22 protein-coding genes and 3 pseudogenes are annotated in these 24,425 nt (G+C 60.1%); 9 read left to right on the top strand and 16 right to left on the bottom strand.

Translation table 11 applies throughout. The features are described from left to right. Positions 1-309: 309 nt before the first annotated feature. A complete protein-coding gene (locus QOM08_RS15300; protein WP_076384367.1) occupies positions 310-816 on the bottom strand; it encodes a transporter suffix domain-containing protein in 507 nt (168 codons plus the stop codon). Between the two features lie 116 nt (positions 817-932). Between QOM08_RS15300 and QOM08_RS15295 the strand changes: the two genes are divergently transcribed. Genes QOM08_RS15295 through QOM08_RS15285 form a run of 3 tightly spaced genes read left to right on the top strand, consistent with a single transcriptional unit; the run spans position 933 to position 4,609 of the window. Beyond that, positions 933-2,459 carry a TolC family protein gene (locus QOM08_RS15295; RefSeq protein ID WP_047225699.1) on the top strand — a complete coding sequence of 509 codons (1,527 nt, stop codon included), beginning with the start codon at positions 933-935 and terminating at the stop codon, positions 2,457-2,459. Next, the gene (locus QOM08_RS15290) at positions 2,452-3,591 is read left to right on the top strand and encodes an HlyD family secretion protein (RefSeq protein WP_107322329.1); all 1,140 of its coding nucleotides are present in this window, start codon (positions 2,452-2,454) and stop codon (positions 3,589-3,591) included. The genes QOM08_RS15295 and QOM08_RS15290 overlap by 8 nt, the downstream gene beginning before the upstream one ends. Continuing rightward, a complete protein-coding gene (locus tag QOM08_RS15285; protein WP_107322330.1) occupies positions 3,581-4,609 on the top strand; it encodes a DUF2955 domain-containing protein in 1,029 nt (342 codons plus the stop codon). The genes QOM08_RS15290 and QOM08_RS15285 overlap by 11 nt, the downstream gene beginning before the upstream one ends. Before the next feature lie 204 nt (positions 4,610-4,813). Here QOM08_RS15285 and QOM08_RS15280 read toward each other — a convergent pair. The 4 genes and pseudogenes from QOM08_RS15280 to QOM08_RS15265 all read right to left on the bottom strand — a co-directional run. Then, positions 4,814-4,909 (bottom strand): annotated as a pseudogene (locus QOM08_RS15280) (transposase domain-containing protein); the annotation flags it as partial. Beyond that, entirely contained in the window at positions 4,910-5,920 is a 1,011-nt protein-coding gene (locus QOM08_RS15275) for a zinc-dependent alcohol dehydrogenase family protein (protein WP_047225703.1), read from the bottom strand. Between the two features lie 55 nt (positions 5,921-5,975). Further along, complete coding sequence (locus QOM08_RS15270; RefSeq protein ID WP_047225704.1) at positions 5,976-6,272, bottom strand: ArsR/SmtB family transcription factor; 297 nt, start codon at positions 6,270-6,272, stop codon at positions 5,976-5,978. A 277-nt stretch (positions 6,273-6,549) separates the two neighbouring features. Further along, positions 6,550-6,704: pseudogene (locus tag QOM08_RS15265) on the bottom strand (DUF6124 family protein); the annotation flags it as partial. 164 nt (positions 6,705-6,868) lie between these two features. On the opposite strand from QOM08_RS15265, the gene QOM08_RS15260 reads away from it, so the two are divergent. Then, complete coding sequence (locus QOM08_RS15260; RefSeq protein WP_076384371.1) at positions 6,869-7,270, top strand: GFA family protein; 402 nt, start codon at positions 6,869-6,871, stop codon at positions 7,268-7,270. A gap of 86 nt (positions 7,271-7,356) precedes the next feature. Here the strand turns inward: QOM08_RS15260 and QOM08_RS15255 are convergent. The 4 genes and pseudogenes from QOM08_RS15255 to QOM08_RS15240 all read right to left on the bottom strand — a co-directional run. Then, positions 7,357-7,593: pseudogene (locus QOM08_RS15255) on the bottom strand (nucleotidyltransferase family protein); the annotation flags it as partial. Between the two features lie 373 nt (positions 7,594-7,966). Continuing rightward, positions 7,967-8,968, bottom strand: coding sequence for an NAD(P)H-quinone oxidoreductase (locus QOM08_RS15250; RefSeq protein WP_160892220.1), 1,002 nt, complete (start codon positions 8,966-8,968; stop codon positions 7,967-7,969). Continuing rightward, positions 8,965-9,303, bottom strand: a complete 339-nt coding sequence (locus tag QOM08_RS15245) for a carboxymuconolactone decarboxylase family protein (protein WP_047225708.1) — start codon at positions 9,301-9,303, stop codon at positions 8,965-8,967. Before QOM08_RS15245 ends, QOM08_RS15250 begins: the two co-directional genes overlap by 4 nt. Before the next feature lie 11 nt (positions 9,304-9,314). Continuing rightward, positions 9,315-10,751 carry an NAD-dependent succinate-semialdehyde dehydrogenase gene (locus QOM08_RS15240; RefSeq protein WP_139049910.1) on the bottom strand — a complete coding sequence of 479 codons (1,437 nt, stop codon included), beginning with the start codon at positions 10,749-10,751 and terminating at the stop codon, positions 9,315-9,317. A gap of 242 nt (positions 10,752-10,993) precedes the next feature. On the opposite strand from QOM08_RS15240, the gene QOM08_RS15235 reads away from it, so the two are divergent. The 5 genes from QOM08_RS15235 to QOM08_RS15215 all read left to right on the top strand — a co-directional run bounded on the left by QOM08_RS15235 (position 10,994) and on the right by QOM08_RS15215 (position 17,433). Then, positions 10,994-11,920 carry a LysR family transcriptional regulator gene (locus tag QOM08_RS15235; RefSeq protein WP_047225710.1) on the top strand — a complete coding sequence of 309 codons (927 nt, stop codon included), beginning with the start codon at positions 10,994-10,996 and terminating at the stop codon, positions 11,918-11,920. Positions 11,921-12,303: 383 nt separating this feature from the next. Further along, positions 12,304-12,786, top strand: a complete 483-nt coding sequence (locus QOM08_RS15230; protein WP_047225711.1) for a formate dehydrogenase subunit gamma — start codon at positions 12,304-12,306, stop codon at positions 12,784-12,786. Further along, the gene (locus QOM08_RS15225; protein WP_139049911.1) at positions 12,780-14,339 is read left to right on the top strand and encodes a formate dehydrogenase beta subunit; all 1,560 of its coding nucleotides are present in this window, start codon (positions 12,780-12,782) and stop codon (positions 14,337-14,339) included. Before QOM08_RS15230 ends, QOM08_RS15225 begins: the two co-directional genes overlap by 7 nt. Continuing rightward, the gene (gene fdhF / locus QOM08_RS15220) at positions 14,336-17,212 is read left to right on the top strand and encodes a formate dehydrogenase subunit alpha (RefSeq protein ID WP_076384379.1); all 2,877 of its coding nucleotides are present in this window, start codon (positions 14,336-14,338) and stop codon (positions 17,210-17,212) included. Before QOM08_RS15225 ends, fdhF begins: the two co-directional genes overlap by 4 nt. Further along, the gene (locus QOM08_RS15215) at positions 17,209-17,433 is read left to right on the top strand and encodes a formate dehydrogenase subunit delta (protein ID WP_076384381.1); all 225 of its coding nucleotides are present in this window, start codon (positions 17,209-17,211) and stop codon (positions 17,431-17,433) included. Before fdhF ends, QOM08_RS15215 begins: the two co-directional genes overlap by 4 nt. A gap of 98 nt (positions 17,434-17,531) precedes the next feature. On the opposite strand, the gene QOM08_RS15210 is transcribed toward QOM08_RS15215, so the two are convergent. The 7 genes from QOM08_RS15210 to QOM08_RS15180 form a co-directional block, all read right to left on the bottom strand. Then, a complete protein-coding gene (locus tag QOM08_RS15210) occupies positions 17,532-18,050 on the bottom strand; it encodes an AidA/PixA family protein (RefSeq protein ID WP_047225715.1) in 519 nt (172 codons plus the stop codon). A gap of 303 nt (positions 18,051-18,353) precedes the next feature. Continuing rightward, on the bottom strand, positions 18,354-18,716 hold the full coding sequence (locus tag QOM08_RS15205) for a Na+/H+ antiporter subunit G (protein ID WP_047225716.1): 363 nt from the start codon (positions 18,714-18,716) through the stop codon (positions 18,354-18,356). Beyond that, positions 18,713-18,991: a K+/H+ antiporter subunit F gene (locus QOM08_RS15200; protein WP_047225717.1), complete on the bottom strand. Its 279-nt coding sequence runs from the start codon at positions 18,989-18,991 to the stop codon at positions 18,713-18,715. Before QOM08_RS15200 ends, QOM08_RS15205 begins: the two co-directional genes overlap by 4 nt. Next, positions 18,988-19,476, bottom strand: a complete 489-nt coding sequence (locus QOM08_RS15195) for a Na+/H+ antiporter subunit E (RefSeq protein ID WP_139049914.1) — start codon at positions 19,474-19,476, stop codon at positions 18,988-18,990. Before QOM08_RS15195 ends, QOM08_RS15200 begins: the two co-directional genes overlap by 4 nt. Beyond that, complete coding sequence (locus QOM08_RS15190) at positions 19,473-21,155, bottom strand: monovalent cation/H+ antiporter subunit D (RefSeq protein WP_160892222.1); 1,683 nt, start codon at positions 21,153-21,155, stop codon at positions 19,473-19,475. The genes QOM08_RS15195 and QOM08_RS15190 overlap by 4 nt, the downstream gene beginning before the upstream one ends. Continuing rightward, positions 21,152-21,496 (bottom strand): Na+/H+ antiporter subunit C, encoded by a 345-nt coding sequence (locus QOM08_RS15185; RefSeq protein WP_047225720.1) that lies wholly within the window; start codon positions 21,494-21,496, stop codon positions 21,152-21,154. Before QOM08_RS15185 ends, QOM08_RS15190 begins: the two co-directional genes overlap by 4 nt. Then, entirely contained in the window at positions 21,496-24,423 is a 2,928-nt protein-coding gene (locus QOM08_RS15180; protein ID WP_173406896.1) for a monovalent cation/H+ antiporter subunit A, read from the bottom strand. The genes QOM08_RS15185 and QOM08_RS15180 overlap by 1 nt, the downstream gene beginning before the upstream one ends. Positions 24,424-24,425: the final 2 nt, after the last annotated feature.

The raw sequence follows: 24,425 nt of genomic DNA, 5'->3' as shown, positions 1-24,425 counted from the left end.
TATTGGAGGTAGACGCCGCAGATAGAAGGCCACGCAGCGTCCGGGCGAATGCTAGTCACCGGTGCGAGGGAATTGAAAATATATGTTATGTACTGAGTTCAGATGTTTTGCGTATGGGTGGGGCGAGTTAGGGTTTTTTGCGGACTACTTACCGTGCTCAATGTTCATGTGTCGTTGGGGTTTGGGAAGCCAAGGACTGGCTTGCGAAGTCGCACCGCTGGACGTGCCAGCGATCGGGGGCGCCGGTCCTGATTGACGCTGGGCAGCTAACGTCCGCTAGGGTTGAAAGCCTTCGTTTCTATCGTCGACTCACGTCGCACTTGAGTCCGAGACACGTGCAGTTCGCACAAATAACGCGTGCACCTTCTCCCAGAAATTCCCCCCGAGTACAAAAAAGCTGCCAATCAGCATGACGTCACCCAGCAATTGGGCCTGCCAGAGGTTCGGTCTGAGACCTGGCCAGAAGGCATCGACGTAAGGCTCGAGGAATGAGGAGATCAACGGCAAGCAGAACATCACGATGCCGATTCGATGACGAACCGGGCCAACTTCGTCCTTCATGGAAGGCACAAGCCCGGACACGTAACCGACCAAGCTGCCCTTCAACTGCTGGAAGCCGGCCTTGCCCATGACGGCGATGACGAGAATCAGCAGGACTTTGTTGCTGATAAACAGGACCCCAGTCAGCGCTGCGATCTTTGATCCAGGCACATCGAGCGCCGCCGCGACTGGCACCATCAGCCAGGAGCCTAGCATCAGACAAATGATGGCTATACCCAGTTTGAAGCGCCATTTAGCGGTATGGGGGGAGTTCATGGCTGCCGTACCTTTTTGACGGGTCTTATCAAATATAACGATGCTGAAAAGCTTAGCAGTCTGCGGGCGATCAGGGCGTCTATGCTCCTGTAATCTTCCTTGACTGGAAAAAACGCATGCATCTGACGCGATCGGGCCAACTGCTAGTGTTTGGAGTGCTCGGCTTGAGCGGCTGCGTGCGCCTGGGGCCAGACTTTCAGTCACCGAGGGAGGCGTGGCCAGGACACTGGACTACTCCTGCCCTTGAGCAAGTCAGCCAACGCAGCCGGGCCCCGGACTTTCGTCAATGGTGGCAAGTTTTCGGCGACCCGGTTCTCAATCGTCTGATTGCCGAGGCGGATGCCAACAATTCAGACCTTAAAGTTGCCGGTCTGCGGGTGATTGAGGCGCGGGCCCAGCTGGGTATTGCCCAAAGCGGGCGTTACCCCCAACTGCAGCAAGCCAGCGCCGACAGTCTGTACTTCAACCGTCAGCAATCCGGCGGAAGTAGTCCGCAAAACAGTCATTTCTGGCAATACAGTGCGGGGTTCGACATTGGTTGGGAACTGGACTTCTGGGGGCGCTTCAGTCGCGCCATTGAATCATCCGATGCCAGTTACTTCGCCGCCCAGGCCAATTTCGAAGACGGGCTGGTTCTGCTGCGCGCCCAACTAGCCAGTACTTACTTTTCGCTGCGTACCACCGAAGCACGTTTGCGCGTGGCCAAGGAAAACGCCAAGCAGCAAAAGCGCAACTTCGAGATAACCGAGAAGCTGTTCAAGAGCGGCCAGAATGCAGAGCTCGACCTGCAACAAGCCAGAACCCAATACCTGGGCACCCTCAGTACCATCCCCAACTTCGAGGATCAGGTTCTGCGTACCCGTAATTCGTTGGCGGTACTGATTGGACGGCCGCCCGGCGCTCTGCCGCAACTGGTCGAAAATGAAGGATGGATTCCGCTGGTGGACCGTACCGTGCTGCAGGATGTACCGGCCAACCTGCTGCTGCGCAGGCCCGACGTGCGTGCCGCAGAACTCAATGTCGCGGCCCAGTCGGCCCTGATCGGCGTGGCCGAAACCGATTTCTATCCGTCGCTGACCTTGCTGGGCAGCATCGTTTGGACGACTGATACGCTCAATGGCACCCCCAGGAGTCTGGACCTGATCGGTGGCCCGAGTCTGCGCTGGAATCTGTTCGACCATGGCCAGATCAGTAATAACGTGCGCGTGCAGGATGCGCGGTTGCAGCAACTGATCGAAGGGTACCGCGAAAAGGTGCGCCAAGCGGCACGCGAGGCAGATGACGCAGCCAATGGACTGATCAAGTCCTTGGAGCGCGAAGCAATCCTGCGTGAGGCCGAAGTCGCCGCCAAGCGATCACTGGTGCTGGCCAACGCCCTGTATCGGGAAGGGTACTCGGACTTCCAGCGGGTGCTCGACTCGCAACGCGCACTGCTGGAGCAACAGGACAATTACCTGGTCAGCCGAAGCAATGCCGTCAGCAATGTGATTGCCCTATACAAAGCGTTGGGCGGCGGTTGGTACAGCGTCCAACCGAAAGTCGCCCCGGCCACCCGCCAGCAAATGGAAGGGCGCACGGACTGGGGCAACTTGCTGGATGAGCCTTCAGCAGCGGAACCGAAAAAGGTCAACAATCATGAGTGAAGCCGCGCAGTCTTCCACCGATGCCTCTTCCCCCGAGGCGCCAGAACCGCCAGTTGAATCCGGCTCAAAAGGCATCAAGTGGGTACTGATCTTGATCACACTGAGTCTGGTCTGGTACTTGTTGGCGGACCGCTTTACGCCTTATACGCAACAGGCTCGAGTCGGTGCCTTTGTGATACCGGTGGCTGCGGAAGTGGCTGGTCGAGTCATCCGCGTCAACGTGCGTAACAATCAGGACGTCAAGGCGGGAGACGTGCTGTTCGAAGTGGATCCTCAGCCATATCAGATTGCCGTGGACCGTGCGCATGCAGATCTTGAGTCCACCCGTCGACAGATCGGTGCCAGCACCGCTGGCATAGCCGCGGCACAAGCCAATTTGCGAGCGGCCCAGGCGAATGAACTCAAGGCGCGGCAGGACAACCAGCGGCTCGAGGGTTTGTACCGCGAAGACCCAGGCACCATTTCCGTACGCTTGCTCGAAGTATCGCGCGCCAACTACCAACAAGCGCTCAGCCAGGTCGCCGCCGCCCGTGCCGAGGTCCAGCGCGCGCGCGAGCAAGAAGGTGGCAGTGCGGAAAACAACGCTTTGCTGCGCAGCGCCGCCACCGCGTTGTCGAAAGCTGAACTCGACCTGGCTAATACACAGATTCGCGCACGTTCGGCAGGTTTGATCACCGATCTACGCACCGACGCGGGGCAGTTCGCAGCCATCGGCAGCCCAGTCATGACCCTGATCGCCATCCATGATGTGTGGATCAGTGCAGACATGACCGAAAACAACCTCGGTCTGGTCAAGCCCCAGACACCGGTGGCGATCGTCCTGGATGCATTGCCAGGCGAAGTGTTCGACGGGCGTGTACGCAGTGTCGGCTACGGCGTCAGCGTGGGGCCGACGACAGCGCCCGGTACATTGCCAACTGTGCAGAACAGCCGGGACTGGCTTCGTCCGGCACAGCGTTTTCCGGTGATCATCGAATTTTCCGAGGATTCAATGGCCAGGCTGCGTGACACTCGCGCGATACGTGCCGGTGGCCAAGCCGAGGTCATGGCTTTCCCCGCTCAAGGCAACCCGCTGAATCCACTGGGCCGCATATTTCTGAGGCTGATGAGTTGGCTGTCTTATGTCTACTAAGCGGACGCCGAGGACTCAGCGGGCGTTGCGCCTGGCTACAGGCACCGCGCTGTGCCTTGCGGTCAGCTTCGGCATGGCCTTGCCGATTCCCTTTATCGCGCCCGTGCTTGCGGTACTTTTGATTTCCACCCTCAATCGTCCGTTGCAACTCAAGGCCGGACTGACACTGGCCCTGGTCGCGATGTTGACCTCCGGTGTAGGCCTATTGCTTATCCCAATCCTGCGCTACTACCCGTTCAGCGGCGTTCTCCTGGTCGGCGTGAGCCTGTTCCTGGTTTTTCGATTGGGTCTGCGTGGCGGCAATAACCTGATCGTCACGTTTCTGGTGATCGGCCTGACCATGATCTCCTCAGCTGGCTTCGTCGATTTTGACTTGGCGATGATGATCATCGGTGCATTGGTTAAAGGCTTGATCCTCGCTGTCATCGTGCTGGCGATAAGTCATTGGCTGTTTCCCGAGTCAGCCAATACTCCGTCACCACCCGCGGCCCCGGCCTTGCGGGCGGAAGACGTCGACAGGGTTGCGCTACGGGCAGCGCTGATTGTATTGCCGGCGTTTCTGGTGGCCCTGATTGATCCGGCCACTTACCTGCCCATTGTCTTGAAAGCGGTCAGCCTGGGTCAGCAGAGTTCGACAACGACGTCGCGCAATGCCGCTCGAGAACTGATTGGCTCGACCTTGTTGGGAGGCCTACTGGCGGTATTGTTCTGGTGTGCACTGAGCCTCTTTGTACATCTATGGATGTTCTTCCTTTGGATGCTGCTGTTCGGCCTCGTGCTGGCGCGCAAGCTATATGGGCTAAGCCCTACACGGTTAAGCCCAGGGTTCTGGCTCAACAGCCTGATCACCCTGATTATTCTGCTGGGCCAGTCGGTTCAAGACAGCATTGCAGGCAAGGACGTCTACACGGCGTTTGCCGTACGCATGGGACTGTTCATTCTCGTGACGCTGTACGCCTGCCTGATGGTTCATATTCTGGATCAGCGACAACCAAGACGAGCTCAAGAATTAATCTGATGGATAGACCGCTTCATGGGCAATCCTTGCGATGAAATCCTCAGAAATCATGGCAAGGGGTGGCAAAAGCGTTTACTCACTTTGGGGCGATGCAGACTGCCGGTCGTGAAAGTCCACTATCGACTCATACTGTTTTAAACCGCAGGTCTTGAACTGCTCGGCGGTGTTTTCACACAGCCTGGACCCCTTGCTGCCGGTTGTGACAGGCAGCAAGGGGCCAATCTCTCTCGTGCGCTGCGTCGGCAGCCGTGGCAGCAGATCTTTGAGATAGGCATACGGATCATGCCCATGCATGCGTGCTTAGATATCCAGGCAAATTTTGCCGAAATGCTGGTTGGTTTCCTGATACTTGAACGCTTCGACAATCTCGCTCATAGGGAAATGACGATCAATAATCGGGCGCATGCCATTAGCATTGATGGCTCGGATCATGTCCTGCTGCTGGCTGCGGCTACCCACCAATACACCCTGCAGACGCACTTGCTTGATCAGTGCCGGTACAAAATTCATTGCACCGCTTACGCCACTCAATATGCCGATGACGGAGATGTGACCAGCAACCCGAATTGCACTCATCGATTGCTCAAGCGTCGCAGGGCCGCCGACTTCGATGATGTGGTCAACACCACGGCCACCCGTTAGCGCGCGTGCAGTTTCGCCCCAGTTGAGGTCTTTGCGGTAATTGATCACATGATCAGCGCCTAGCGCTTTCAGACGTTCAAGTTTTTCGTCGCTTGAAGAGGTCGCAATAACGGTAGCGCCGGCCATTTTAGCGAACTGCAGGGCGAAAATTGAAACGCCACCAGTGCCTTGGACGAGCACGGTGTCGCCCGGCTTGAGTGAGTCATCGGCCATCAGGGCGCGCCATGCAGTCAGGCCAGCGGTGGTAAGCGTCGACGCTTCAGCATGGCTGTAGCCAATAGGCGCGAGGGTGAACGATGTGGCGTTGGCCGTTACTTGCTCACGAGCGTAGCCGTCAATGCCATCACCTGGCACGCTGACAAAGCCTTCAACCAGTGGCGTACCGTTGATCCATTCCGGGAAGAAGGTGCTGACGACCGAGTCACCTACCTTGAATTCAGTGACATCTGGGCCGACAGCAATGACTTCACCTGCACCATCGGCCATGGGGATGCGTTTTTCGCTAGGGCCCCACATACCGCTGACCACCGCGAAGTCGTGGTAGTTGAGCGAGTTTGCATGAAGACGTACGGTGATTTCGCCACGCGCTGCGGCTCGGACTTCGCTGCTGCCAACCACAACCTTTTCATAGCCGCCACCGGGTTCAACGAAGATAGTTTTGCTGCTCATAGAGGTTCCCTCATGTTTTCTCATTACGCGAAATAACGAAATGAATGTTTAAAAATTACAATTCGATGATCAGCCTAGCCGCAAAGTCATTAATCGCCTGCTCATTGCGCCGGTAGTAAGTCCATTTTCCGATGCGGGTGGTCAGCACGAAGCCTGCACGTTGCAAGATAGCTAAATGTGCAGACGCAGTAGAAGGTGAAAGCCCCGCCTTGTGCTGCAAATGGGTGACGCACACGCCTATCGCAGGATCGCCATGATCCTGTGGGGGGAAATTACTGAGTGGGTCTTTGAGCCACTCCATCATTTGCATGCGAGTGTCATTGCCCAGGGCTTTGAGCTGTTCGAGTATCATGGGCGGAAATGCTACGCTTTTTTACGAAATGTTCAATAAGTAATCTATGCTCCCGCGCAAAGGGTTGAAATCAAAAACGCATCCAGCTGAATCGACCCCGCTCCGGTAGACATCCCCGGTCTATGCCTGAACGACTGCTTCTGGCCGCAAGCCGCCTCTCGCAATCAACGGTTCTCGCTGTTTTTCACTCGCAGTTTGAGCAGAGTGACAGTGAGACGAAATGAAACAAACCCGAGATAAGATACCGGGGTTGTTTTATTAGCAGGATGCTCACCTGCTATCGCGGATCCACGTTTTCCAGCACCCGGTTCGCCAGCATCGCACTCAGTTCGATCAGTTGCTGAATGCCGAGGGCAGCGTGACGTCGTGAACCATCCAGCTCGAAGCCAGGTCGCTAACCATTGCATCGGCTGAGGCCAGGGTCTCGCTAAGCAACGAACCATGCTCCGAGGAACGCGTACATTTTCGTGGCGAAAGCTTGACCACGCTCGGAGACGCTGCGGTCGTAAGCCGGATGACCTCCGTTCAGAAATGGCCTGTCGACTGACTAGGCCTGGACAGTTACGCTGACGTTTTTCACCGGCACGGATGAACTTATGCCAGAGGTTTACCAAGGAAGCTGCCTGTGCGCAGCCGTCAGTTATGAACTGCTCGCCCCACCGAAAGCAGTGAGTCATTGTTATTGCAGTCAGTGTCGCAAAAGTCACGGAGCAGCGTTTGCTTCCTACGGCAGCGTTCCGCGTAACGCGCTTCGAATACTCAGTGGCGCCACCAGCATCAAAACCTATGCATCTTCACGGACGGTATTACGAGAGTTCTGCGTGCAGTGCGGTTCGACGCTGTTCTGGTCACGTTCTCAAGGGGAGTTTGCCAGCTGGGTTTCGGTAGCACTGGGTACCCTCGATACGCCTTTTCTGCCCCAAAAGCAGAAACACGTTCATTTCGATAGCGCAGCTCCTTGGTACACACTGTCGCAGGAACGCTTGGGCAGCCAGTAAAGTCATCAATATCGATATGTCTCACGCTGAGCAAAGGTGAGAGGGTTGCCGCTTTTGCTTGGCCGGGATATGCCAAGCGCTCCGATTCAACTTTGGGTTTCTACGATCCTGAGCCAAGGCCAGCGAGCCTGATAACTTTTCGCCTTCTGATCGAACAGATCTGGCTTGGGATTCTTTGGGTTGATGCGAAGGAGTCCTTGCTCAGTGTCGGCTAGGCCGTTGGGGGCATAAACTTCGCCGGTTTCTATATCCAAACCAATGCAGGTACCCGAAACCAGGTAGCGATCAACTCCGTCTTTAGCCGACTCAAGCTGGGGATAGTCCCATACCGTTAAAGCAACGACGAACAAAAGGGGCGCCGCTGCCAGAGGGCATGAAACAGTGGGCGGCTGCGTTGATGAGTTTGAAGTTCGATAGGGGTAAGAAATGGCGAATCAACCCGACCCCGAGTCATGCATGTTGCGCCATGAGGTGCAGGGGGAAGCCTCAACAGGGGAAACCTATGGGCCAGGAAATGAGCCGGGTAATCAGGAGTCCGGGATGCCGATGCTGTTATCCGAGTTACTGAGAAGGCGAATACGACCGTAGTACCTGAGAAGCCATGGAGCAACGGGCCTAGTCCTGTGAAGATGGTTTTTTCATCCTGAAGGGTGCCCACCAGGGGCACCGTTTCAGTTCTATCGCAAGACGCCAGACTCAAACCAAGTCTTCAGGCTGCATGGTCAAAATGATTTTCCCGACGTTCTTGCAAGATTCCATCCGGCGATGTGCATCGGCGGCACGTGATAACGGGAACGTGCTGTCAACGACAGGCTCGAGGCTTGCAGCGCCATCGAAGCGATCAAGCCAATGCTCACGGAAGCGCCTGATCATGTCGTGCTTCTCCGGCTGCGTGCGGGACTTCATGACCGTGCCAATGATTTGCAAGTGACGGTAGAGGATATGCTCCAGCTCTATAGTTACTTTGCCGCCACCGCCGAGGATGCCAACCTGAATCAGGCGGCCGCCATGCGCAAGGGACGCGACGTTGCGTGCGAAGTAGGGCTCGCCGACGAAGTCGATGACGATATCGACGCCTCGACCGTTGGTTTTATCGGCAATGACTTCGGCGAAGTCCTGTGTCTTATAGTCAATCGCGACATCTGCCCCCAAGTGTTCGACGCGAGACAACTTGCTGCCTTCAGTTGTCGCATACACCGTGGCGCCTGTGGCGTAAGCCAGCTGCACGGCGGCAGACCCAACGCCTCCAGCAGCAGCGTGAATCAGCACCGAGTCGCTGGCCTTGAGCCGAGCCAGATGCATCATCGCTTCATGGGCAGTGACGAAGACCTCCGGAATTGCTGCCGCGTGCACATAGTCCAGCTGGGCAGGGATGTGCATGGCCATGCGGTAGTCGATTCGAGCCAGTTCGGCATAGGCGCCGCCTCCAACAACGCCCATCACTCGATCACCCACCTCAAATCCGATCACCTCACTGCCTGCATCGATCACCTCTCCGGCGATCTCCAGCCCGATGATCAGGGAGTCGCCGAAATTAGGATGGCCATAGCCACCCGTTCGATGAGTCAGATCCGCACGGTTTACCCCCGCGGCATAGACACGCACTAGCAGGTCGGTAGGACGCACTTCAGGAGTGGCAACCTCTGCGAGTTCCAGAACGTCTGCGGCACCAAATTCTCTGATGTTGATGGCTTTCATGCTTGGTTGTTCTCCGATTCGGTAAACGTGGCGTTGGCGATAGCAGACGCGGTAATGGCGCCAGGGAATCCCACGTAGAAAGCCAGGTGCGTGATCGCCGCTGCAATTTCGTCATGGTTAACGCCATTGCCCACCGCCCGGCGTAAATGAGCGGGCAATTCTTCCGAGTGGCCCCCGGCGATCAATGCGGCCACGGTGATCAGGCTGCGGTCGCGGGGGGACAATGCCGGATCGCTCCAGATCTGCGGATAAAGCGTTGAGTCGACGAACTGCGACAGCTTGGGAGTGAATGCGCGCGCCGCCTCGCGGGGACTGCTGAAATTGATCTTGGACATGGGAATTACCCTTAAACCTGGCTGATGAATTTGTGGGTCAGATAGTGCTCGATGCCTTCAATGCCGCCTTCCGAGCCATGACCGCTTTCTTTCATGCCGCCGAACGGAAGCTCGGTGGCGACGATGCGGTATTGGTTGATCCCGATCATTCCGGCCTCCAATCCGTCAGCGACGTCAATGGCGGTTCGCGCACTGGATGTGAATGCGTACGCTGAGAGCCCGTAGGGCAGGCGGTTTGCTTCTTTCAGTCCATCCGCCAATTCATCGAACGGCATCAGCACTGCGATCGGGCCAAAGGGTTCTTCGTGCATGACTCGGGCGTTCAGCGGCACATCCGCCAGAACGGTGGGCTGGAAGAAGAAGCCTTCACGTGACAAGGCTTCGCCCCCGACCAATACCCGAGCACCTTTCTCGACGGCATCGGCCACCAGTTCTTCCATCTTTGCCAATTGCCTTGGGTTGGCCAAAGGGCCCACTTGAGTGTCTGGATGCAGGCCATCACCGATTCTCAGGGCTTTGGTTGCAGCGACAAAATGATCGACAAAAGCTTGATAGGCACCGCGCTGGATCAGAAAACGAGTGGATGAAATGCACACCTGTCCGGTCCCGCGAAACCGATTCGCGACACCTTCGGTTGCAGCCTTTTCAATATCTGCATCTGCGAATACGAGCACGGGGCCGTGCCCACCCAACTCAAGGGTGATGGGCTTAACGCCTTCGGCAGCTCGGGCAGATAGCAGGCGACCGATGGGCACTGAGCCGGTAAAGGTGACTTTGCGAATGATCGGTGAGGCGATCAGATGGCTGGACACTTGATCCGGTACGCCGAAGACCACCTGCAGCACCCCTTTGGGCAAGCCTGCGTCGTCGAGCGCACGAGCCAGGGCCAGCGCTGTGGAAGGACTTTCTTCACCTGGCTTGAGGATAACGCTGCACCCGGCGGCCAAGGCTGCCGAGAGCTTGCGGGCTGGAGTAATGGCCGGGAAGTTCCAGGGTGTGAACGCTGCCACTGGGCCGATGGCCTGGCGTTTGACCAGTTGCAGTACGCCAGGACGGTTGGCCGGTACCACGCGGCCATCAATACGCCGGGCACTCTCGGCGAACCACTCGAAGTATTCCGCCGCACGTATCACTTCATCCATGCTTTCACCCAGCGGCTTGCCTTCTTCCAGTGTCATTTGCGCGGCGATGTGCGGTGCTCGTTCAATGATCAGGTCGGCGGCCCGCTTGAGGATTTTTGCGCGTTTGTCAGGTACGGTCTGGCGCCATTGTTCGAAGCTCAGTCGAGCCACCTCAAGGGCGTTATCAAGGTCACCTGCGGTGGCGAGGGGGACGCGCCCGATCATCCGTCCGGTTGCCGGGTTAACGACAGCAGCAGTGTCGCGCCCTTGGTCACTGATCCATTCACCACCGATGAAAAGATAAAGCGGGTCGTAGGGAGTGTTCATGATGTGGCCTTCATTTGGTTGTCAGGGTTTGGTATGACGCTCGGCGCCTGAGTGGCTGTGCCGCAGGCCTGTTGAGGCGGCCTGTGCAACCAAGTCTATGGAAGGCGACACCGTTGATTTAGTCGGCCCAGAGGGAATCATTGTTGTCAGCAGAGGTAATATCGAGCATCGGGCCGAGCGTGTAGCATCATGGAAAAATGCGTGTTTTCACGGGTATGCGTCAGATCTGAAGGAAGGTCGCAATGGATAAGCTTTCGAACATGTCGGTCTACATAAAGGTTGTCGAGATGGGCAGTTTCACTGCCGTGGCAAATCATCTGGACTCCACAGTAGGTAACGTATCGCGTGCTGTTTCTGCGCTCGAAAACGTGCTCGATGCGCGTCTGTTGCAACGCTCGACCCGGCGCCTGTCGGTCACTGATGCGGGGCGGCGGTTCTATGAGCGGTGCACGAAAATTTTGGCTGATCTTGAGAGTGCGGAAGCCGAAGCAAGCAACGCGGCCTTGCAGCCCAGGGGAACACTCCGTGTGCATTGTGTACCCGGACTGGCTCGGCATCTGGTCACGGGAGCCGTGCTGGAATACCGCAAACATTTTCCGGATGTCACTGTGGATCTATTGCTTTCCCAGCGCATGCCTAACCTGCTTGAAGACCAGCTCGATGTCTCGATTCTGATTGCCCGAACGCTGCCTGATTCGGCGTATGTCAGCCAAAAGATCGGTGTCAGCCATTGCGTTCTGGTGGCGTCACCAGACTATCTGGCTCGACATGCGCCGCCCGTGACGCCGAAGGATCTCGATGATCACCAGTGTCTGCTGCTGGGCACCGTGGACTATGTCAGGGATGAGTGGCAACTGAAGAGCAAGGCGGGCGACGCGACATTTGTCCCTGCCGGGCCAAGTTTCAGCGTGAACGATATGGATGCGATGGCGGTGGCTATTCGGGAGGGGGCTGGAATTGGGTTGCTGGCCGGGTTTACGGCCGTCGAGGATTTGCGCTCCGGGAAGCTGGTGCGGGTTCTGCCTGACTTTCATACGTATGAGCGCAACGTCTATGCCATCTACAACTCACGACAGTTTGTCGATGCAAAAATCACCCGCTTCATCGACACGTTAAAGGATCGGGTTGGTCGTCAATTGGCAGCCACCGCTCAGGAGCTCATCCATTGAAATACCGCGAGTCATAAGTATTTTCACCTCGACAAGACAACTTTCGAGCAACTCGCCTAAGCGCAAGGATATGTAGCCCCCCAAAAACCACCACCGGTAGCATCGGCTGGCCAATACCCAATAGTGAATTAAGCTATGAGGGCTGACCGCCTCCCGGCTCAAGTCGCTTTCAGGACACGTTAAGTCGTCTGTGTGCAATCGCCGCCCCCCGGGAGTGGCAAGCTGTAACGATGCCCCGGACCTGGTGCGCCTAGACACTTGGCCGGAGAGCGAGAATGGTGACTGGATCAGCCACGCGTCCGTGACGTGGCCCGGCACCGCAGCCAAGACTCCGGACGGTCGTCGCGTTGCGGCGGTATCGTTCGAGATGCCGAGGTACGTTTATGCCTGATGAGACGCTTCACCTGCCTCTGATTCATAGCGTGTTGCAGCGCGAAAAGGACACTCCCGGTGCCTTGCTGCCGATTCTCCACGCCATCCAGGAAGGCTGCGGGTACGTTCCCGACGCCGCCGTCCCGGAGATTGCCCATGCCTTGAACCTCAGCCAGGCTGAAGTGCGCGGCGTAATCAGCTTCTACCACGACTTCCGTACCTCGCCGCCGGCGCGCCACACGCTGCGTCTGTGCCGGGCCGAGTCCTGCCAGAGCATGGGGGCCGAGGGCCTGGCTGCGCAGTTGCGTGAGCAATTGGCGCTGGATGACCATGGCACCAGTGCCGATGGCAGCATCAGCCTGCGTCCCGTCTATTGCCTGGGTGCCTGCGTCTGTTCACCTGCTCTGGAACTGGACGGCGAGCTGCATGCACGGTTAACCCCCGAACGCTTGCGCGAGCTGGTGAAGGGCTGTCTGGAGGAGGGCGCATGCTGAAGCTCTGTATCCCCCGTGATTCAGTGGCCCGCGCCGTGGGGGCGGACAAGGTTGCCGTGGCGCTGGTGAGTGAGGCCGAGCGTCGACAACTGCCGCTTGAACTGCGCCGCACCAGCTCCCGTGGGCTCTATTGGTTGGAGCCAATGCTGGAGCTTGAAACCGCCGAGGGCCGGCTGGGCTTTGGCCCGATCACGCCGCAAGACGTGCCGAGCCTGCTCGATGCCCTGGCGGGAGATCCCGCCAGTCATCCGTTGGCCTTGGGGCTGGTCGAGGAAATTCCGTACCTCAAAAGCCAGCAGCGTCTGCTGTTTGCGCGTGCCGGCATCACTCAACCGCTGTCCCTGGACGATTACCGTGCCCAAGGTGGCTTTCTTGGGCTTGCGCGGGCGATCCAGATGGACGGCGCCGACGTGGTCGCCAGCGTGCTCGATTCCGGCCTGCGTGGCCGCGGTGGCGCGGCGTTCCCGGCGGGCATCAAGTGGCGCACCGTTCGCGACGCGGTAGGCGCACAGAAGTATGTGGTGTGTAACGCCGATGAGGGCGACTCCGGCACGTTTGCCGACCGTATGCTGATGGAAGGCGATCCGTTCCTTTTGATCGAAGGCATGATTATCGCGGGTATCGCGGTCGGCGCGACCATGGGCTACATCTACGTGCGTTCGGAGTACCCGGACGCGGTAGCTACCCTCAATGCCGCCCTGGGCATCGCTCGCCAGGCGGGTTATCTGGGGACGAACGTGGGCGGCAGCGGGCGCGCGTTCGAGCTGGAAGTCCGGGTGGGCGCGGGGGCCTACATCTGTGGTGAGGAAACCGCCTTGCTGGAATCGCTGGAGGGCAAGCGCGGCACCGTTCGCGCCAAACCGCCATTGCCGGCGCTGCAAGGTTTGTTCGGGCTGCCGACACTGGTCCACAACGTGCTGACCCTGGCCTCGGTGCCCGTGATCCTGGAGAAGGGCGCACAGTTTTACCGTGATTTCGGCATGGGCCGTTCCTTGGGCACGATGCCTTTTCAACTGGCGGGCAACATCCGTCACGGCGGCCTGGTAGAGCGCGCCTTCGGTTTGAGCCTGCGTGAGCTGGTGGAAGGTTATGGGGGCGGTACCGCCAGTGGTCGGCCGCTCAAGGCCGCGCAAGTGGGCGGGCCGTTGGGTGCCTGGGTGCCGCCTTCGCAGTTCGACACGCCGCTGGACTACGAGGCATTCGCCGCCATGGGCGCCATGCTCGGCCACGGTGGTGTGGTGGTTGCCGACGACAGCCTGGACATGGCCCGGATGGCCCGTTTTGCCTTGCAGTTCTGCGCCGAGGAATCCTGCGGCAAGTGCACGCCGTGCCGGATCGGTTCCACCCGTGGCGTGGAAGTGGTGGACCGCTTGATCGCCAGCACCGATGCCGCTGCGCGCCAGGAGCAGGCACTGCTGCTGCAAGACCTTTGCGACACCATGCAGTACGGCTCGCTCTGCGCCCTGGGTGGGATGACTTCCTTTCCCGTCGGCAGCGCCCTCAAGCATTTTCCCGCCGACTTCGGTCTGGCGACCACGGAGGCCGACCAATGATCAATATCTTCGACCCAAGCAGCGATATCGACCTTGGCACCCCGGCACGTGAAAGCGACGTGCAGGTCAGCCTGACCATTGATGGCCGCGAAATCAGCGTCGCCTCTGGCACCTCGGTGATGCGCGCGGCGGCCATGCTCGGCACCACCATTCCAAAACTCTGCGCCACCGACAGCCTGGAAGCCTTCGGCTCCTGCCGCATGTGCCTGGTGGAGATCGACGGTATGCGTGGCTACCCGGCCTCCTGCACCACGCCGGTGACACAAGGCATGGTGGTGCGCACCCAAACGTCCAGACTGGCCGATCTGCGGCGCAACGTGATGGAAATGTACATTTCCGATCACCCGCTGGACTGCCTGACGTGCGCCGCCAACGGCAACTGTGAATTGCAGACGGTGGCGGGGCAGGTGGGCCTGCGCGAGGTGCGCTACGGCTACGAGGGTGCCAATCACCTGGCCGAAGCCAAGGACGTCTCCAACCCTTATTTCGAGTATGACCCGAGCAAATGCATCGTCTGTAACCGTTGTGTGCGCGCCTGTGAGGAAATCCAGGGCACGTTTGCCCTGACCATCACCGGACGCGGCTTCGATTCCCGCGTGGCGGCGGCCGGCGGTGACAACTTCCTCGACTCCGAATGCGTCTCCTGCGGCGCCTGTGTCCAGGCCTGCCCGACGGCGACCCTGATCGACAAGAGCGTTGTGGAGATCGGCCAGCCGGAGCGCAGCGTCATCACCACCTGTGCCTATTGCGGTGTAGGCTGCTCCTTCCGCGCCGAAATGAAAGGCGAGCAACTGGTGCGCATGGTCCCGGACAAGAACGGCCAGGCCAACCATGGGCACTCCTGCGTCAAGGGCCGTTTCGCCTGGGGTTACGCCACCCACCCAGACCGCATCACCAAACCGATGATCCGCAAGCACATCAGCGACCCGTGGCAGGAAGTCAGCTGGGAAGAGGCGGTCAACTACGCGGCCAGCGAATTACGGCGTATCCAGCTCAAATACGGGCGCGACTCCATCGGTGGCATCACCTCCAGCCGCTGCACCAACGAAGAAACCTACCTGGTGCAGAAACTGGTGCGCACCGCTTTCGGCAACAACAACGTCGACACGTGCGCCCGGGTCTGCCATTCGCCCACCGGTTATGGCCTCAAGCAGACCTTGGGCGAATCCGCCGGCACCCAGAATTTCGACTCGGTGATGAAGGCCGACGTGATCCTGGTGATGGGTGCCAACCCCACCGACGCTCACCCGGTGTTCGGCTCCCAGCTCAAGCGTCGCTTGCGCCAGGGCGCACGGCTGATCGTCATCGACCCACGTCGTATCGACCTGGTGGACTCCCCCCATGCCCGTGCCGAACTGCACTTGCAACTGCGTCCGGGGACCAACGTGGCCATGCTCAATGCGCTGGCCCATGTGATTGTCACTGAGGGGCTGGTCAACCAGCCTTTTGTCGAGGAGCGCTGCGAGGCGGCGGACTTCGCCCGGTGGCGCGACTTCGTCAGCCAGCCGGAAAACTCGCCCGAAGTCCTCGGACCGGTGTGTGGCGTGCCCGCCGAGCAGATCCGCGCCGCCGCGCGGCTGTACGCCAGCGTTGACAATGCCGCTATCTACTACGGCCTCGGTGTCACCGAACACAGTCAGGGCAGCACCTCGGTGATGGGTATCGCCAACCTGGCCATGGTCACCGGCAATATTGGCCGTGAAGGGGTTGGGGTGAATCCGCTGCGCGGGCAGAACAACGTCCAGGGTTCCTGCGACATGGGTTCTTTCCCCCACGAGCTGCCCGGCTATCGGCACATTTCCAACGAAACGGTACGCGCCCAGTTCGAACAGGCCTGGAACGTGACCCTGCAACCCGATCCGGGGCTGCGCATTCCCAATATGTTCGAAGCGGCCCTGGACGGGACCTTCAAGGCGCTTTACTGCCAGGGCGAGGATATCGCCCAGAGCGACCCGAACACCCAGCACGTGACCGCGGCCCTGTCGGCCATGGAATGCGTGGTGGTGCAGGATATCTTCCTCAACGAGACGGCCAAGTTCGCCCATGTGTTCCTGCCGGGCAGCTCGTTCCTTGAGAAGGACGGCACCTTCACCAACGCCGAGCGCCGCATTTCCCGCGTGCGCAAGGTGATGGAACCGCTGGCCGGTAAGGCCGACTGGGAAGCCACCGTGGCCCTGGCCGATGCCTTGGGCTACAAGATGCACTACAACCATCCTTCGCAGATCATGGACGAGATCGCTCGCCTGACCCCCACCTTCAGCCGCGTCAGCTACGCCGAACTGGATCGTCACGGCAGCCTGCAATGGCCGTGTAACGACGCCGCGCCCGACGGCACGCCGACCATGCACATCGAGCAGTTCGTGCGTGGCAAGGGACGCTTCATGCTCACCGGCTATGTACCCACCGAGGAGAAGGTCAACAGCCGTTATCCGTTGCTACTGACCACCGGGCGGATCCTTAGCCAGTACAACGTCGGCGCCCAGACCCGACGCACCGACAACGTGGCCTGGCACGAGGAAGACCGGCTGGAAATTCATCCGACTGACGCCGAAAACCGCGGTATCGTCGAGGGCGACTGGGTCGGTATCGGCAGTCGCGCCGGGCAGACCGTGCTGCGTGCGAAAGTCACCGAGCGGGTGGCGCCAGGGGTGGTCTACACCACCTTCCACTTCCCCGAATCGGGCGCCAACGTCATCACCACCGACAACTCCGACTGGGCCACCAACTGCCCGGAATACAAAGTGACGGCGGTCGAGATCGTGCGGGTCAGCCAGCCTTCCGAATGGCAGAAGCGCTACCAGGCCTTCAGTGATGAACAGGGACGTCTGCTCAGAGAGCGTCGCCATGCCGAGAAAGCCGAGGTGCGGCGATGAGTTCCGAAAGCCTGATCAAGATGGCCAACCAGATCGCGCAGTACTTCGCCAGTGAACCGGATCACGCACAGGCGGTGAACGGCGTGCGCCAACACATGAAGAACTTCTGGACGCCGGCCATGCGTCGCCAGTTGAGTGCTTGGCAAACCGAGCATCCAGGCGCAGTACTGCATCCTTTGGTGCTGGCGGCACTGACGGAAACGACAGAGGGGGCGGTCTAGCGGGGCCTGCGATGGCGGGAACGGGCACAGCCCTGGCCGGTTCATCGTCGAAGACGTATGACAAAACCGATCAGGGCTGTGGTCAACTCAGGGATCTGTCAGTTGACAGTGATGTAGGGGTCCCAGCTGTAGTTCGGACCAATCTGGTTCAGGTTCCGGTCCAGCAGAACGAAGGTAACGGTGTACCAGAGTTTTCCTGCGTTCAGGGCCGTGGACTGCCAGAAGGTGTAGGTCACGTCAGTTTTGGCGATGCCGTGGGGGGCGCCCTTGTCCAGGTACGGCACCGGGATATTCGGGATGTTGTAGGAGATCGGGGTCGACATGGAACCTGGGTAATCACCGCCCTGGTGAGGATTGCCTTGCTGGACGTTGGTGATCAGTGCGACGCGGTCGAAGTTGCGCGACAGGGTCGTTGCGCGCCAGCGGATGTTGTCGCCGGGGTTCACGTCGATCCACAACTCGTCGCCACCTTCGCCGGTGTTGCCGCTGGCTTGCTTGTCGACCGCATCGCGGCTCACCAGCATGGCCACTGCGCCGCCGACATCGCCAGGATGGGCGATCAGGTAATCGGCATCAATCGTGACAAGCACATCAATTGTTTGGGTCGCTCCAGACATTTTGTTGCTCCTTGATCGTAGTGACATCGACGACCGCGCCCTCAAAGGGCGTCCGGGCCACCCGGTCCCTGGGTGCGGTCTCGGGGGGAACGATAGAAGACGGCTTTATGGAGTCAAATTTCGATTTCTTGACGCTGAAAAAGCGCAGCGAAGCGCGACGGCGGCATGTCCTTGATTCGGTTCCGAACCGGACATTTTCGTAAGATGCATCGGGTGAAATTCTGGCGGCATGCGTAGGTGAAGGCGCACAGCGCATGTCTGTCTTTGCCTTCAATGCCGCCACGGACACGCCGCAGGAATTGGTCAGCCGCCGTGCTCGGTCCTGCGGCTGCTGACTTCCGCCGGTACGTCATCCCCGGCCATGCGTTTGCGAAACAACGCGGCGCGGGCCAGCAACAGGGTGGTCACCGGTACCGTGATGGACAGCAGGATCGGTATCAGCCAGGCATGCAGAACCGGCGCGGACTTGAGCGCTGAAAAATAGATGATCGAGGCCAGCGCCACGCACCAGGCGCCCAATGTTGAAGCCAGGGCCGGCGGGTGCATGCGCTGGAAATAATCCTTCAAACGCACCAGGCCGATCGCTCCGGCCAGGGCGAACAGGCTGCTGAGCACCAGCAGGATCGCCACGGGAATTTCGACCCACATCGACAGTTCACCGCTCATTCAATCACCTCGCCGCGCAACAGGAACTTGGCCAGGGCGAACGAGCCGACAAAGCCGAACAGGGCGATCATCAGCGCCGCCTCGAAATAGGTGTCACTGGCGTAACGAATGCCCAGCACCAGCATCATCAGCATCGCCACGATGTACAGATAGTCCAGGGCCAGTACCCGGTCTTGCGCCGACGGTCCCTTGAACAGACGCAGCAAGGTCAGCACCATCGTCAGGGAGAACAGGAACAGGCTCAACAGGATCGCGTTGGACAGCAATGGGCTCATTCGAAAATCTCCATCAGCGGCCGCTCGAAGGTGGTCTTGAAGTGCGTAATGAATGCCGCTTCGTCTTCCAGATCGAACACGTGCAGTAGCAGGACGCTGCGATCCAGGGCCAGTTCCGACCAGACCGTACCGGGAATCACTGTGGTGATCATCGACAGCGCCGCCAGGCCATTGGCATCGTGCAGGTCCAGCGGCACCTTGATGAACCGCGAGCGAGGTGGGCGGTGTCCAGCGTTGATCACACTCCAGGCCACGGCCAGATTGGACACCAGCACTTCGCGACCCACCAGCAGGAACAACCGCAGCACTGCCCAGGGCCGCCGAATATGGATGGGCCTGGGGCGCAACGGGCGCATCATTAAAGGTGCCAGCACGCCCAGTGCCGCTCCCAGCAGCAGATGCCCTGCACTGAGGGACAGGTTCAACAGCAGCCAGAGCAACCAGAGTGCCAGGGACAACCACGGAGCAGGAAACAGACGTTTCATGGTTGCACCTCTGTCAGTGCGCTGTCCGCTTTCGGGCCGGGGACGGGGCGGGTAGCGAGCACCGACATCACATAATGTTCGGGGGTGTTCAGCCCGGCGGCCGCCTCCTGGGTGTAGCGCAGCAGTGGCTCGGCCTTGAAGGTCAGCGCGATGCCCAACCCCAGGAGCACGATGATCGGCAGGCACTCGGAAGGTCGCAACAAGGGTGACGGTCGTTCTTGCGGCGTCCAGAAGCGCTGGATACCCAGGCGCGAGAAAGCGATCAACGACGCCAGCCCCGACAGGATCAACAGCGCCAACAAGCCCCACGCCTGGTTCGACACCGGTTCCACACTGTCCCCAAGCCCCTGAGGGTTGAGCAATGCGCTCATGAGCCCCAGCTTGCCGATGAACCCCGAAAGTGGCGGCATGCCCACCACCAACAGCGTGCAGGCGATGAAGCTCAAGCCGAGGAAGGCCATGGTCCAGGGAATGACTTGCCCGATGACGGCTTTCTGTTCGTCATCGAGGTTGATGCCCTTGGGCGGTTGCAAGGATTCCAGCGGCCGAGGCAGGACATCGAGATCGTCCTCCAGCGACGGTTCATTGGCCGAGCGCGAGCGTTCGATCAGCTCGGCCAGCAAGAACAACGCACAGAGTGCCAGGGTCGAGCTCACCAGATAAAACAGCGCCGCACCCACCAGGTTTGGCTGGGCAAAGCCGATGGCCGACAACAGGATTCCGGCGGACACCAGGATACTCAGGCTGGCCATGCGCTCCAGGCGCTGGGCCGCAAGAATGGCGATGGCGGCACAGATGATCGTCGCCATGCCGCCGTAGATCAGCCAGTCGCCGCCGAAATATGCCGAGGCACCAGCCTGGCCGGAGAACAGCAACGTCCACAGGCGCAGGATCGTGTAGACGCCCACCTTGGTCATGATCGCGAACAGGGCCGCCACCGGCGCACTGGCCGCGCTGTAGGCTGGCACCAGCCAGAAGTTCAGCGGCCACATGCCGGCCTTGGCCAGGAACGCCACCGCCAGGATGCCTGCCCCAGCGTGCAGCAAGCCCCGGTCGGCTTCCGGCACCAGGGGCACCTTCAACGCCAGGTCTGCCATGTTCAACGTGCCGGTGACGCCATAGATCAGCGCCGCGCCGATCAGGAACAGCGAGGAGGCCAGCAGGTTGATGGAAATGTAGTGCAACCCCGACGACACCCGCGCCCGGCCCGAGCCGTGCAGCATCAAACCGTACGACGCTGCCAGCAGCACCTCGAAGAACACAAACAGATTGAACAGATCCGCGGTCAGGAAGGCCCCGTAGAGGCCCATCAACTGGATCTGGAACAGCGCATGGAAACTCGCGCCGGCGCGATCCCAGCGGGCTGTGGCGAACAGCAAGGCACTGACGCCGATGATGCCGGTCAACACCAGCATCAACGCCGACAGACGATCGACCACCAATACGATGCCGAACGGCGCCTGCCAGTTGCCCGGCAGGTACACGCCGATGGAGGCGGGCAGGGCCTGGTCCTGGGTCCAATGCAACAACAGCATGGCGATGCCCAGGCCCAGCAGGCTGGAAAACAGATTGATCCGCGCTTTGAGCGGGCGATGCTTCTCGCCCAGCATGAGCATCAGCGCAGCGGTCAAAAGCGGCAGCAGGATCGGCGCGGCGATCAAATGAGGCGTCAACATCATTCCTTGGGCTCCCGACCGTCCACATGGTCCGTGCCGGTCAAGCCCCGCGAGGCCAGCAGGACCACCAGGAACAGCGCGGTCATGGCGAAGCTGATCACAATCGCAGTGAGGACCAGCGCCTGGGGCAGCGGGTCGGTGTAATGCAGCAGGTCCTGGGGTATGCCGTCCTTGATGATCGGTTCCTTGCCGATGAACAGGCTGCCCATGCTGAAGATGAACAGATTGACGCCATAGGACAGCAGGCACAGGCCCATGACCACTTGGAACGTCCGTGGTCGCAGCACCAGCCAGACCCCGGAGGCGGCCAGCACGCCGATTGCTATTGCGATGACTTCTTCCATCAGGCCGCGCCTCCCGCTACCGGTTGTGCAATGGGTTTTGGATGCAGGCCAGGCTTGTGGGCCCGCACCGACTGGTGAGCCAGGGCGGTGAGAATCAACAGGGTCGAACCGACCACCACGGCGTAGACGCCGATGTCGAAGAACAGCGCGCTGGCCAAATGAATATCACCCAGCACCGGCAACTCGAAATGCCAGGTGTGGGTGGTCAGGAATGGATAACCCACGGCCATCGCTCCAAGCCCCGTGACCGTGGCGAACAACAGCCCCGTGCCCATCCAGCGCAGCGGACGCAGGCTCATCTGCGCTTCGACCCATTGGGTGCCGGCGACCATGTATTGCAGGATGAACGCCACCGACATCACCAGCCCGGCCACAAAACCGCCGCCGGGTTGATTGTGACCGCGCATGAACAGGTAGAACGACACCACCAGGGAGATCGGCAGCAGCAAACGCACCAGCACCGACGGCACCATCATGAACCCCAGCGCGGTATCACTGGCGTGGCGCGGGTTGACCAGGTCGGTGACCACGTCGGGTGCCAGCAGACGCTGTTGGGCCGGTAGCTGCATGCTTTCCTTGGGTGGCCGGAAACGTCGCAGCAGGGCGAAGACCGCCAGGGCCACCGCCACCAGCACCGTGACCTCGCCAAGGGTGTCGAAGCCACGGAAATCCACCAGCATCACGTTCACCACGTTGCTGCCGCCGCCCTCGGGCAAGGCCCGGCTCAGGTAAAACGATGAAATATCGTTGGGTGTCTGGCGGGTCAGCATTGCGTAGGACAGCAGCGCCATGCCGCCACCCACGGCGATGGACAGCAGCAAGTCCCGCAGACGACGGATGCGTGCGCGTCGTTCGCTGTTGGGTCGCGGCGCTGCATCCTCGATCCGCCGGGGCAACCAGCGCAGGCCCAGCAGGATCAGCACGGTGGTGACCACTTCCACGGCCAGTTGCGTCAGGGCCAGATCGGGGGCCGAGAACCAGACGAAGGTCACGCAGGTCATCAGGCCGCAGACGCTGACCATGGTCAGGGCCGCGAGCCGGTGATATTTGGCTTGCCAAGCCGCGCCCAGGGCGCAGGCAATTGCCAGCAGCCACAGGGTCACGAATACGATGGAGCCAGGGATCTTCGGCCGGTCACCCCACACCAGCGGGCTGTTGAGCATCGGGATCAGCCCGGCCAGTACGGCGGCCAGCACCAGCCAGAACAGCTGCGCTTGCAGGCGCCGGGTGCTGATCTTGCGCTCCAGCCGTCGGCCCTGGCGCATCATCAGCACCAAGCAGCGCTCGAACAGCCGCTTGCCGCTGAATCGGCCGATGAACGGTGGATGCTTGATGTGGCCCAGTTTGAACTGATTGCGCAGCAGCAGATAAAGCACGATGCCGCCGGACATCGCCACCAGGCTCATGATCATCGGCGCGTTCAGGCCATGCCAGATCGCCAGGCTGTACTCGGGCAACGGGCCGCCCACCACCGGCAATGCGGCGGCGGCCAGCAACGAGCCGACCACCTGGGCCGGGAAAATGCCCACCAGCAGACAGGCGAACACCAGCAACTCCACCGGTGCTCGCATCCAGCGTGGCGGTTCATGGGGGGTATGGGGCAGGTCGGTGGCCGGGGGGCCGAAGAACACGTCCACGGTAAAGCGCAGGGAGTAGGCGACGCTGAAGGTCCCGGCAATGGTGGCAATGATGGGTAGCGCCAGCTCTACCCAGGCCGTGGCGGAGATGAATACGGTTTCGGCGAAAAACATTTCCTTGGACAGGAACCCGTTGAGCAGCGGCACTCCGGCCATCGCCGCGCTGGCGACCATGGCCAGGGTGGCGGTGAACGGTATCAGCCGCACCAGGCCGCTGAGCCTTCGAATATCGCGGGTGCCGCTTTCGTGGTCGATGATCCCGGCGGCCATGAACAGCGAGGCTTTGAAGGTGGCGTGGTTAAGAATATGAAACACCGCCGCCACCGCCGCCAGCGGACTGTTGAGGCCCAGCAGCAGGGTGATCAACCCCAGATGGCTGATGGTGGAGTAGGCCAGCAGGCCCTTGAGATCGTTCTGAAACATCGCGCAGTAGGCGCCCAGCAACAACGTACAGGCCCCGGCGCCGCCGACGATGTAGAACCATTGTTCACTGCCCGACAGCGACGGCCACAACCGCGCCAGCAGGAATACGCCGGCCTTGACCATGGTGGCCGAATGCAGATACGCCGATACCGGAGTGGGCGCGGCCATGGCATGGGGAAGCCAGAAGTGGAAAGGGAACTGCGCGCTTTTGCTCAACGCGCCGATCAGGATCAACGGCAGCAGGATGGGGTAGAGAGCGTGGTCACGGATCAGGTTGCCGGCAGCCAGGACCTTGTCCAGGTCATAGCTGCCCACCACATGGCCGAGGATCATCACGCCGGCCAACAGGCACAGCCCGCCGGCCCCGGTCACCATCAAGGCCATGTAGGCACCGCGTCGGGCATCGGCGCGGTGATGCCAATAGCCGATCAGCAGGAATGAGAACAGGCTGGTCAGTTCCCAGAAAAACACCATCTGGATCAGGTTGCCGGAAATCACCAGGCCAAGCATGGCGCCCATGAAGGCGAGGAAAAACGCAAAGAAACGCGGTACCGGATCGTCCGGCGACATGTAGTAGCGGGCATACAGCGACACCAGTGTGCCGATGCCCAGCACCAGCATCGCGAACAGCCAGGCGAAACCGTCCAGGCGCAGCACGACATTCAGGCCCAGGCTCGGTAGCCAGAAATACTCCTCACGAATCACACCGCCGTCGGCGATCTGCGGGTACAGCAAAGCCACCTGAACGGTGCCGACCAAGGCCACGAGGCCTGCCAGCAAGGATTCGGCGTTACGGGCGTTATGCGGCAGCAGCGCCGCGACACAGCTGCCGATGAAGGGCAAAAGCAATAGAACTATCAGTGACATAG

Source organism: Pseudomonas sp. P105 (genome assembly GCF_032614175.1).
Lineage (GTDB): Bacteria > Pseudomonadota > Gammaproteobacteria > Pseudomonadales > Pseudomonadaceae > Aquipseudomonas > Aquipseudomonas rhizophila.
Note: the sequence above shows the minus strand (reverse complement) of the source record. Positions and strands in the feature narration are given on the sequence as shown.